Below are 10859 nucleotides of genomic sequence, written 5' to 3' on the forward strand. Positions count from 1 at the left end.
GCGGAATGGTATCGTATGCCGCTGACAAACAGCATGCCGCAAGAGGGGGTTTCGACCATGGAAAAGAAGGCTGGCTCGCCGTGGGCATTGCTCTTGCCCATGTTGCCAGTGTTGCTGGGGCTGGCCTTGATGGTCATGGATACACGCTGGCAGCAGGCGCTACGCAATAACCAGTTTGATCAGTTTCAGCGTTGGCATCCGCGCGAATACCAGCCGGCTCCGGTGCGGGTGGTGGACATAGACGATGAAAGCCTGGCGCAATTGGGGCAATGGCCGTGGCCGCGCACGCGCCTGGCCCAATTGCTGGATACCTTGGGTGCAGCGGGCGCGGCAGCCGTCGGGTTTGACGTGATTTTTTCTGAACCGGATCGCACTTCACCCAAAGTGGCGGCTGATCTGTGGAAGCTTCAGGGGCAGCAGCGGGCCAACGTTCTGGCCCTGCCTGACCATGATGAGGTCTTTGCGCACAGCCTGGAAAAAGGCGATGCGGTGCTGGGTTTTGCCATGCTGCGCAACAAGATTGCCAGCAAAAAGAGTGCGTCGGAAAAGTACGCGCCTCTCTCGCAAGTGCTGCCCGAGCAGAAGTCCCGTTTCATCTATTCCGGAGAGCCACAGCCAGAATGGTTGCATGCCTTTGATTCGGCCGTTACGTCCCTGCCACTCTTCGAGAAGGTGGCCAAGGGCAATGGCGCTTTGACTTTTGTACCGGATGGCGATGGCGTGGTGCGTCGGGTGCCGCTGGTATTCCAGATCGACGGCACACCGGTGGGCAGTCTGGTGGGAGAGTCGTTACGCGTGGCCCAGGGCGCCAAGAATGTGGTGCTCAAGAGTGCCGGCCAGAACAGTGGCCTGTCGGAGCTACGCATTGGTGATTTGATCGTGCCGACTACGCCGCACGGCGAAATGTGGGTGCACTACACCAGGCCGGTCAAGGAGCGCTATGTGTCGGCCTGGAAGGTTTTGGCCGGACAGGTTCCGCCAGAGCAGTTGGCAGGGCACATCGTATTGGTGGGCAGCTCAGCCCAGGGGTTGATGGATTTGCGCTTCAGTCCCATGGGCTTGATGCCCGGCGTGGAGGCCCATGCACAAGGGCTGGAGCAGGCGTTGACTGGACACTTCCTGGAGCGGCCCAGTTGGGCACGCGGGCTGGAGAGCCTGGTGCTGATGATCAGTGGCCTGATGGCCGGGCTGTTGGCCATGCGCACGCGCGCACTGGTGGCGGCCAGCGCCAGCGTGGCGTTGCTGGGTGCCATCGTGGGCGGCGCATGGTGGGCCTTTGTGTCCCAGGGCTTGTTGCTGGATGCAGCGACCCCGGCACTGGCAGTGCTCCTGACCTACATCATCTGCAGTCTGTGGCACCACTTCAGCAGCGAGCGCGAACAGCGCTGGATCAAGGATGCCTTCTCGCGCTACGTCTCACCCAACCGCGTGGCCTATCTGGTCGAAAACCCGGATGGCATGGCCTTGGGTGGCCAGCGCCAGACCTGCAGCTTCATCTTTACCGATCTTGCCGGTTTCACCTCTTTGATGGAGGGTGTGGATCCGGCGCAGGCGGTGAGTCTGCTCAACGCCTATCTGGACGAGATGATTGCGATTGCCTTTCGCTTTGACGGCACCCTGGACCGCATCGTCGGTGATGCGGTGGCCATCATGTTCTCCGCTCCCGTGCCCCAGGCCGACCACCGAGTGCGCGCGCTGACGTGTGCCCTGGAGATGGACGCATTTGCCAACCGGTACGCAACCCGGCTGCAGAAGGAAGGTTCGGCATTTGGCAAGACCCGCATCGGCGTGCACAGCGGCGAAGTGATCGTGGGTAACTTCGGCGGCAGCCATATGTTTGACTACCGCGCGCTGGGCGATGCGGTCAACACGGCGGCACGGCTGGAGAGTGTCAACAAGCATCTGGGCACGCGCATGTGCATTTCCGAGGCGATCCTGGCAGATAACCCGCAAGCCGTGGTGCGCCCGGTCGGACGCCTGGTGCTCAAAGGTAAAAGCAAGGCGCTGGCCGTGTTTGAACCGGTGACGGAAGATGTGGTGCAGCGGGCTCCACTGGAGGCCTACCGCGCAGCGTTCCAGGCCATGGCGGCAGAAGATGCGCAGGCCCTTGCCCTGTTTGCCCAATTGGCGCAGGACTGGCCGCAGGATCCGCTGGTGAAGCTGCACCACGAGCGCCTGCTGGCCGGTGAACGTGGCGACCTGATTGTGATGAGCGCGAAGTGAGTAGACAGGCAGACAGGGCCGTTTAGCGGATGGTGATTTCGACCCGGCGGTTGCGCGGCTCCGGTGTTTCGTCCGGTGTGGGGATCAACAGGTTGCGTTCGCCATGCGACTCCACGGAAACCTGGTCAGCTTTCAGTCCCTGGGCCTTGATCAGTTCGGCAACCGCCTGGGCACGCTTGAGCGACAGGGCCTCATTCACCTCGGCTTTGCCAACCGTATCCGAGTGCCCGGTGATAGACACGTCCACGGAACTGCGCTTGCTGGCCGCATCCACGACCCGTGGCAGCAGAGCCTGGGATTCCGGTGTCAGCTGTGCACCACCGGTTTCGAAATAGAGGATGTAATGAACCGGCAACTCGGGCCGCGCCGCTCTGGCTTCGGCGAAGTCCCGCTGCAGCGTCTGTTCGTCGACTGCAGCAGGCGCTGCCGAGCCGTCCAGCAAAGCGCCAAAGCGCGCCTGATCGATGATCTGCTCACCCTTGGAGCCTTTGACGACGACTTTGCCCACCGTGCCATCCGGGCTTTCCAGCAGGGCGACGTAAGAAAGATCCTTGGGGGGCGGCGGCGAAGCGCACGATGCCAGAAGGCAGGCACTCAGCAGGGCAGGCAGGCTGCGAAACATGGCCGCGCACTTCATTGTGCGGGCTCGTCAACCTTCACCACAAACTGGGTGCCGCGTACGCCAATGGTCCCTGTGGGCGTCTTGACCGAAACCGCATCGGGCTGCAGCTTGGCGATCACACCGGAGACGTAGTTCATGCTGCCCTTGGCCAGGCTGCTGCCCAGCTTGAGCTTGCCTTGGCTGGGCGCGTACAGGTACTCGTCCACCGTCAGCTCGGTATCTGCGCCAAAGGACATGACGGTGTCGTCCTTGAATGTCACACCCAAGCTGCTCTTGTGCCCGGTCTTGAGCTGACTGCCCTGAAACAAAGGCGTGCCCAACTGCGCGTTGACCTTGTTCTTGCCGGTGGTGATGGTTGCCTCCCCCGACAGGGTCTTGACGTAGCCGATGGCGGCATCTTCCGCCCAGGCCGCGGTGAGCGCAGTGAGCAACAGGCAGGCAACGATGGGACGAATGTTCATGTCGGACTCCAGAAAATGCCCGGTACAGGCGGCCCGCCTTGGTCGACAGGGCGGCACAAACATCTTACACCGCAAGCCCCGAACGCTCCACCTCTACGGCACAGTCGTAGAAAGTGGGTGCATGGCCCATATCGGTCAATTGCTGGCTGGTCAGCTCGTTGACATTGGTGCCGTCCATACCCAGCTTGCGCCACCATACGCCCAGACCGTGGACTACGCCAGGCCGTGCGCGCGTACTGACCTTGGCGACGCAACGGTAGGTTCCCCGGGCGTTGAATACCCGCACCGTGTCGCCGGAAGCGATACCCCGCGCGGCCGCATCGTCCGCATGGATTTCCAGCAGCGGCTGGCCTTCGATGTCGCGCAGGCTTTTGACGTTGACAAAGCTGCTGTTGAGGAAATTGCGTGCCGGTGGCGAGATCATGGCCAGCGGATAGGTGTCGCCGCTGCGCGCCACTTCGTAGTTGGGCAGGTAGTCGGGTAGGCCGTCCTGCCCGGCATCGGCCAGGCGCTGGCTGAAGAACTCGCACTTGCCCGATGGGGTGCGAAATCCGCCCTGCGCAAAGGGCGCGTCTGGCACAGCCAAGGTGGTAAAGCCTTTTTGCAGCAGCTCTTCAAAATCCACGCCCGCTTTGAAGGCACTGCGGGCCAGCGTCAGGTCGTCGTCGGAAAAGCAGGCGTCGGTGTAGCCCATGTGCCGCGCCAGGTCGCGGAATATCTGCGTGTTGCTGCGCGCCTGTCCCAGCGGCGCAATGGCCGGGCGGTTGAGCAGCACATCGGTATGGCCATAGCCGCCGTGGATGTCCCAGTGTTCCAGCTGTGTGGTGGCGGGCAGTATGTAGTCGGCGTAGTCGGCCGTGTCGGTGCGAAAGTGTTCCAGCACCACGGTGAACAGGTCTTCACGGGCAAAGCCCTGGACCACCTTGACCGAGTCAGGAGCCACGGCCACGGGGTTGCTGTTGTAGACCACCATGGCCTGTACCAGCGGGGCGCCGTCGTCCGCCTTCTGCAGCAGGGCATCACCGATGGTGCTCATGTTGATGGTGCGCTTAACCGGGCCGGTGCGCAGGTCGGGGCGCTCCAACGCATCGTCGTCATAGGGGAAGGTTCCGCTGGAGGACAGCAGCATGCCGCCGGCGCGGTGGCGCCAGGCGCCTGTGAGCGCAGGCAGACAGGCCACGACGCGCACGGCATTGCCGCCGCCACGCACGCGCTGCATACCGTAGTTCAAGCGGATGGCGGCGGGTTCACCCGCCTTGCAAGTTTCGCCGTAGATACGTGCCAGCTCGGTGATTTCCTGCACCGTGATGCCGCAGACTTCGGCGGCGCGTTCGGGCGTCCACTGCAGGGCACGCTCCCGTAGCGCGTCCCAGCCCACGGTGTAGCCGGCAATGTAGTCATGGTCCAGCCAGTCATTGCGGATCAGCTCATGCATCAGCGCCAGCGCCAGTGCGGCGTCGGTGCCGGGACGCAGGGCGATGTGCTGATGGCACTTCTCGGCGGTCTCGGTTTTGCGCGGGTCTATGCAGATGATGTGCGCGCCATTGCGCTTGGCCGTCTGCACATGGCGCCAGAAATGCAGGTTGCTGGCAATGGAGTTGCTGCCCCAGATCAGGATGAGGCGCGACTCGGCAAAAAACTGCACCTGGGTGCCCAGCTTGCCGCCCAGCGTGTGGACCAGGGCCGCGCCGCCTGCTGAAGCGCAGATGGTGCGTTCCAGCTCGGCGGCCCCCAGCTTGTTGAAGAAGCGCCCGGCCATGCTTTCACCCTGCACACACCCCATGGTGCCGGCATAGCTGTAGGGCAAGATTGCCTGCGGCGTATGTACAGCCACAGCCTTGAGGCGTGCCGCGATGTCGGCCAGGGCCTCTTCCCACTCCACTTCCACGAACTGACCGCTGCCCTTGGGCCCGCTGCGCTTGAGCGGCTTGAGGACGCGTTCGGGGTGGTAGGTGCGCTCGGTGTAACGCGACACCTTGGTACACAGCACACCGCCGGTATGGGGGTGGTTCTCGTTGCCGTGGACCTGGATGGCCACGCCGTCCTGCACCGTGGTGCGCAGGGAGCAGGTGTCGGGGCAGTCGTGCGGGCAGGCGCCCAGGACGTCAAACCGGCCTTGGGCGGGAGGGGGGGAGATAGAGACGTGCATGACGCTATGGTAAATGCGGCGGCGACATAATGCTTGGATGAAGCTGATTGAACCCATTGTTTCCGCAGCGGCCGAGATGGCGGCCATACGCCGGGACCTGCATGCGCACCCGGAACTGTGTTTTCAGGAAGTCCGTACCGCCGACGTGGTGGCCGCCAAGCTCACCGAGTGGGGCATCCCTATCCACCGGGGGCTGGGTACCACCGGGGTGGTGGGCATCGTCAAGGCCGGCACCAGCGACCGGGCCATCGGTCTGCGTGCCGACATGGATGCCTTGCCAGTGCAGGAGTTCAACACCTTTGCCCACGCCAGCCAGCACCAGGGCAAGATGCACGCCTGCGGCCACGACGGTCACACCGCCATGCTGCTGGCCGCAGCCAAACATTTTTCCACGCATCGCAACTTTGATGGAACGGTGTACCTGATATTCCAACCCGCGGAAGAAGGGGGCGGTGGCGCGCGCGAGATGATCAAGGAAGGGCTGTTCGAGCGCTTTCCCATGCAGGCCGTCTTCGGCATGCACAACTGGCCGGGCATGGAGCAAGGGCAGTTTGCGGTCAGCGCCGGTCCGGTGATGGCTTCCAGCAATGAATTCAAGATCACCATACGCGGCAAGGCCGGCCATGCCGCCATGCCGCACAACGCACTCGACCCGGTGGTGGTGGCTGCGCAGATGGTGCAGGCCTTCCAGACCATCATCAGTCGCAACCTCAAACCCATAGAGGCCGGCGTGATCTCGGTGACCATGATCCATGCGGGCGAGGCCACCAACGTGATTCCCGACAGCTGTGAGCTGGAAGGAACCGTGCGCACCTTCAGCTTGGCCGTGCTGGACATGCTGGAGCAGCGCATGCGCGTGGTGGCTGAGCACACGGCCCAGGCGTTTGGTCTGACCTGCGAGTTCGAGTTCTTCCGCAACTACCCGCCCACCATCAACTCCGCTGCCGAGGCCGACTTTGCGCGTGGCGTGATGGCGGAGCTGGTGGGGGCCGAGCGTGTCATCGCCCAGGAGCCCACCATGGGCGCCGAAGACTTTGCCTACATGCTGATGGAAAAGCCGGGCTGCTACGTGTTCCTGGGCAATGGCGACGGTGGCCACCGCGAGAGCGGCCATGGTGCGGGGCCGTGCATGCTGCACAACCCCAGTTACGACTTCAATGACGAACTGATTCCCTTGGGCGCAAGCTACTGGGTGCGGCTGGCCGAATCCTGGCTGGCCTGAGGCCCGGGGGGGTCCCTACTTGTGGTCCCAGTCCTGGCGCTCCAGGTAGCTGGCTGCGTACATGCCCACGGGTTCCGGCCGGTGCAGTGCGTAATGGTGGGTCAACGCGTGGACCCATTTCAGCAATGTCTTGATGGTCATGGCGTTCTCCTCTTTTAAACGGTATATACAGTTTATACCGTTAAACCGGAATTGCAAACCCGTGTTTCCACAAGCGCCGCCCGCTCAGCCGCCGAAACGCTTTTGCCCTATGTACAGCAGGCCGTCAAAAATCAGGTTGTCCACCAGCTCGAAGGGGCGCGTCATGCTGGGCGCCATCTTCCAGGCGGCACCCCCGGTCATGATGCATTTGGGTTCGGCGCCGCAGTGCTGGCGCACGTGCTGCACCATGCATTCCACCGCCCCGGCAATGGCGTAGGTGCCGCCGCTGGTGAGGGCGTCGCTGGTGTTGGTGGGAAAAGGTTTGACCTCTCCCGTGGGGACGTGCAGCCCGGCGGTGCCGGATTCCAGGGCGCGCAGCATGATGCCGTGGCCCGGCAGGATGAAGCCGCCCAGGAACTTGCCGCTGGCATCCACTGCTTCCACCGTCACGGCCGTACCCACCATGACCACCACCATGGGGCGGTTTGCGCCTTGGCGGCGCATGTGCTGGTAGGCACCAATCATGGCGACCCAGCGGTCAGCGCCCAGTCGGGTGGGGTGGTCGTAGCCATTGCGCAGGCCGGCTTCGGCCTCGCTGGCGACCACCCACTGCGGCGCCACGTCCCAGGCTTCCATCTGCTCCTCGACGCGGCGTCGTATCACATCGCCGGCCACCACGCAGCCCAGTACGTGGCGTGGAGCCTCCAGTGACTTCCATGGGCCCTCGGCCAGCTTGTCGATGTTTTCCAGAAACTCGGCGCCATGGTCCAGTACCTTGGCGTCGCTACGGGGGGCGTCATACAGCGCCCATTTCAGGCGGGTGTTGCCGATATCCAGTGCAAGAAAGGTCATGGTGTGCCCGGCCTAACCCTGACGCCAGGGCAGTCCGGCACGGCGCCAGCCCCCTTTGTTGCCACGGTGGGCCTCGGCATCCGGATCACCTTCAAAACCTTCCAGAATGTTGTAGGCCTGTAGGCCCAGTTCCGTAGCCCGCTTGGCTGCTGCGACCGAGCGGACTCCGCTGCGGCACAGGAGCAGCACCTTCTTGCCGCCCGCTGCCGACTTGATTTCGGCGTCGAAGTTGGCGTTCATGGCCATACCGGGCCATTGTTTCCAGGCCACAGACACTGCGCCCGGAACCTGGCCGACCCATTCGCGCTCGGCATCGGTACGCACGTCCACTAGCACGGCGTCTCCGGCCTGCCACCAGGCATAGGCCAGCGTGTTGCTGATGTCGCCTGCATAGCCTTCGGCTGACTTGACGGCCAGATTGGCGGCGTCGGCATCGTGGCGCACCCCGGAGCTGAGGTTGGCGGGCACGGCTTCGTCTATGCGTCGCGGTTTGGGAAGGTTGAGTGCATCCATGATGGCAATGAATTCCTGCAAAGTTTTACCTGCGACCCGGGCGTTATGCGCCTTTTCTTGGCCGATGCTGGAGTGGGTACGTCCCTGGTAATCGTGGCCGGGCCAGACGGTGGTGGCGTCGGGCAGGGCAAACAGAATCTGAGTGAGGCTGTGGTACATGGCCTCGGAGCTGCCCGACTGGAAATCGGTGCGGCCACAGCCGTTGATCAGCAGTGTGTCACCGGTGAACACATGGTCGCGCCAGACAAAGCTCATGCTGCCCTGGGTGTGCCCCGGGGTATGCAGCGCCTTCAGTGTCTCGCCGCCAAAGACCAATGTGTCGCCGTGAACCAGCAGCTTGGATGCGGTGGCAATGCCGCAGCCCGCTGGAGCTGCCGTCTTGGCGCCCGCGTGCTCGGCCAACAGATAAGCGCTGGTGATGTGGTCGGCATGCGCATGCGTCTCGATGGTCCATTGCAGACGCAGGTCGTTCTCGCGCAACACGGCCAAGTCACGTTCGATCTGCTCGTCCACCGGGTCGATGATGACCGCGTCCCGCGTGGCGGGATCAAACAGCACATAGGTGTAGGTGCTGGAGGCGGGATCGAAAAGCTGTAGGGGTTGCATGGCGGATTTGCTTGGCAGTGTAGCCACTTGTGCTGGCCCTGACGCTGGCGCCCATGCAATTGAACCTGCGGTTTACCCTAGGTTGGGGTAGTCGGGATGGGGTTGGACGGACTTATCCGATACGTGCCAGCAAGGTTTCCATGTCCTTGACCATGTGGTCCAGGTCGGCTTTTTGCGCGGCGTCCGGGTGGATGCGGGCATTGAGTTCCTGCTCCAGAAAGCACACGGTCATGCGCAGGTAGGTGCTGTCCAGTGCCTTGCGCACGGCAGAGAACTGCTGGCCGATCTTCAGGCAGTTCTCGCCTTCCTCCACCATGCGCTGGATGCCACGCAACTGACCCTCCGCGCGGCGAAGGCGGTTGAGTACATCGGTTCTGGCCTGTTGATCCTGCAAAACGCTCATGGCGCGACTCTCCGAAGGGTGCATAGTTGATGGCTCCATTTTCCCAGCAGTTCACCCGGTTTGGAGCGGGCGAACGGTAAACCGGGTTATTTCTGGCATGCCATGTTGGATTCCGGCACACCCAGCTTTTTCAGGAAATAGCCCATGGGGCAAAAGTTGGTGATGCCGAACTGGAACAGGTTGGCGCCGACGAATGCGGTAAACGCCAGCCACCAGTGCGAAACAAACAAGGGGCTGGCGTCCACGCCCAGGGCCAGCGAGATCAGGATGAAGCTGCCGGCAAAAATATGGATGTAGCGGTCTACGGTCATGGGTTTCTCCAAAGGGGGTTGTTGTCAAACATGGGGATGGGGAACCTTGTCGGCAAGACGGACAATGCCCAGTGCCTTGAGCACGTATTTCTCGTACACCGGCTCCGAGGTTCCCTTGCGGATCTTGCGCATGAAATATTTTTCGAAGGCAATCTTGGCCAGATGTACCCATTTGCCTTTCTTGAACCAGTTCACGTTGCGTGGCGGGATCTGCGGTAGCGCCACGAAGGCCGCACCGATGTCGCCCATATCGGCCAGGCAGATGGCGTTCCAGGTTCCCTTGGCATTGGCGGGTTGGCCGCTCAGATCGGCCGCTATGTTGTGGGCAATGGCGCCTACCATGCTCTCGATCATGTAGCCGGTCTTGGGTGTACCCGTGGCCACTGGCGTGACTTCCACCGGCGGGATGGCTACGCACACACCTGCCGAGTAGATGTTCTTGTAGGCCTTGCTGCGCTGGTATTCATCAATCAGCACGAAGCCGCGCGGGTTGCACAATTCCGGCACGGCCGCCACGGCATCCACGCCTTTGAAGGCTGGCAGCATCATGGACAGTTTGAAGCCCAGCTCGTGCTCCTTGTAGACATTGCCCAGGTCGTCTAGCTGGGTCACAAACATCTTGCCTTCCTCCACCTTGGTGGTCTTGGCGTTGGTGATCCACTTCATGTCGCGGTTGCGCATCTCGGACTCCAGCATGGACTTGCTGTCGCCCACGCCACCCAGGCCCAGGTGGCCGATGTAGGGTTCGCTGGTCACATAGGTGATGGGTACCTTGTTGCGCAGTTTGCGCCGGCGCAGGTCGGTGTCCAGGATGAAGGCGAATTCGTAGGCCGGACCGAAGCAGCTGGCGCCCGGCATGGCTCCAATGATCACCGGGCCCGGATTCTTGAGGAAGTTTTCATAGTCCGCCCAGAAGGCCTGCGCGTGGTCCACGCTGCACACCGAGTGGGTGAAGCCGCCGCCGCCATGCGACAGCGGGCCCGCACCAGGCACTTCGCTGAACGACAGCTTGGGGCCGGTGGTGATGACCAGGTAGTCGTAGTCCATGGTGGCACCGTCGCCCAATGTGAGCCGGTTGTCGGCGGCATGGATGGCAGTGACCGGTTGGGCTACAAAGCCTATGCCCTTGCGTTCCAGGTAAGGCCGGATGGGCAGCGTGATTTCGTCGCGCTGGCGCCAACCCACGGCAAGCCACGGATTGCTGGGAACAAACTGGAAGTAGTCCACCGCGTTGACGACAGTAACTTGGTGCTCCTTGCCGAGCAGCTCGCGGATTTCATAGGCGGCCGGAATGCCGCCTATGCCTGCGCCTACGATCACGATATGGGCCATGGTGTTGTCTCCTGGTTTTGTAGT

Annotated in this window: 11 protein-coding genes; 2 read left to right on the top strand and 9 right to left on the bottom strand. The window is 62.5% G+C overall.

Going from position 1 to position 10859, the window contains the following annotated elements; genetic code table 11:
- The first annotated feature begins 15 nt into the window (after positions 1-15).
- Positions 16-2223, top strand: coding sequence for a CHASE2 domain-containing protein (locus tag AC1RMF_RS11995; RefSeq protein WP_493141667.1), 2208 nt, complete (start codon positions 16-18; stop codon positions 2221-2223).
- A 22-nt stretch (positions 2224-2245) separates the two neighbouring features.
- Here AC1RMF_RS11995 and AC1RMF_RS12000 read toward each other — a convergent pair whose 3' ends face one another.
- The 3 genes from AC1RMF_RS12000 to AC1RMF_RS12010 form a co-directional block, all read right to left on the bottom strand.
- Positions 2246-2845 carry an OmpA family protein gene (locus AC1RMF_RS12000; protein WP_493141669.1) on the bottom strand — a complete coding sequence of 200 codons (600 nt, stop codon included), beginning with the start codon at positions 2843-2845 and terminating at the stop codon, positions 2246-2248.
- An 11-nt stretch (positions 2846-2856) separates the two neighbouring features.
- The gene (locus tag AC1RMF_RS12005) at positions 2857-3306 is read right to left on the bottom strand and encodes a FecR family protein (protein WP_493141671.1); all 450 of its coding nucleotides are present in this window, start codon (positions 3304-3306) and stop codon (positions 2857-2859) included.
- A gap of 64 nt (positions 3307-3370) precedes the next feature.
- Positions 3371-5455: a molybdopterin-containing oxidoreductase family protein gene (locus AC1RMF_RS12010; protein ID WP_493141673.1), complete on the bottom strand. Its 2085-nt coding sequence runs from the start codon at positions 5453-5455 to the stop codon at positions 3371-3373.
- 37 nt (positions 5456-5492) lie between these two features.
- On the opposite strand from AC1RMF_RS12010, the gene AC1RMF_RS12015 reads away from it, so the two are divergent.
- Positions 5493-6677 (top strand): M20 aminoacylase family protein, encoded by a 1185-nt coding sequence (locus AC1RMF_RS12015; RefSeq protein WP_342620577.1) that lies wholly within the window; start codon positions 5493-5495, stop codon positions 6675-6677.
- A 15-nt stretch (positions 6678-6692) separates the two neighbouring features.
- Here the strand turns inward: AC1RMF_RS12015 and AC1RMF_RS12020 are convergent, their stop codons facing one another.
- The 6 genes from AC1RMF_RS12020 to AC1RMF_RS12045 form a co-directional block, all read right to left on the bottom strand.
- On the bottom strand, positions 6693-6818 hold the full coding sequence (locus tag AC1RMF_RS12020) for a hypothetical protein (protein WP_342620578.1): 126 nt from the start codon (positions 6816-6818) through the stop codon (positions 6693-6695).
- 84 nt (positions 6819-6902) lie between these two features.
- Positions 6903-7670: a type III pantothenate kinase gene (locus tag AC1RMF_RS12025; RefSeq protein ID WP_342620579.1), complete on the bottom strand. Its 768-nt coding sequence runs from the start codon at positions 7668-7670 to the stop codon at positions 6903-6905.
- A 12-nt stretch (positions 7671-7682) separates the two neighbouring features.
- Complete coding sequence (locus tag AC1RMF_RS12030; RefSeq protein ID WP_342620580.1) at positions 7683-8789, bottom strand: MBL fold metallo-hydrolase; 1107 nt, start codon at positions 8787-8789, stop codon at positions 7683-7685.
- 112 nt (positions 8790-8901) lie between these two features.
- The gene (locus AC1RMF_RS12035) at positions 8902-9192 is read right to left on the bottom strand and encodes a metal-sensing transcriptional repressor (RefSeq protein WP_342620581.1); all 291 of its coding nucleotides are present in this window, start codon (positions 9190-9192) and stop codon (positions 8902-8904) included.
- An 86-nt stretch (positions 9193-9278) separates the two neighbouring features.
- Positions 9279-9503: a YgaP family membrane protein gene (locus AC1RMF_RS12040; protein ID WP_342620582.1), complete on the bottom strand. Its 225-nt coding sequence runs from the start codon at positions 9501-9503 to the stop codon at positions 9279-9281.
- 24 nt (positions 9504-9527) lie between these two features.
- A complete protein-coding gene (locus tag AC1RMF_RS12045) occupies positions 9528-10835 on the bottom strand; it encodes an NAD(P)/FAD-dependent oxidoreductase (protein WP_493141677.1) in 1308 nt (435 codons plus the stop codon).
- Positions 10836-10859: the final 24 nt, after the last annotated feature.

The organism is Rhodoferax sp. GW822-FHT04A08, assembly GCF_058801025.1.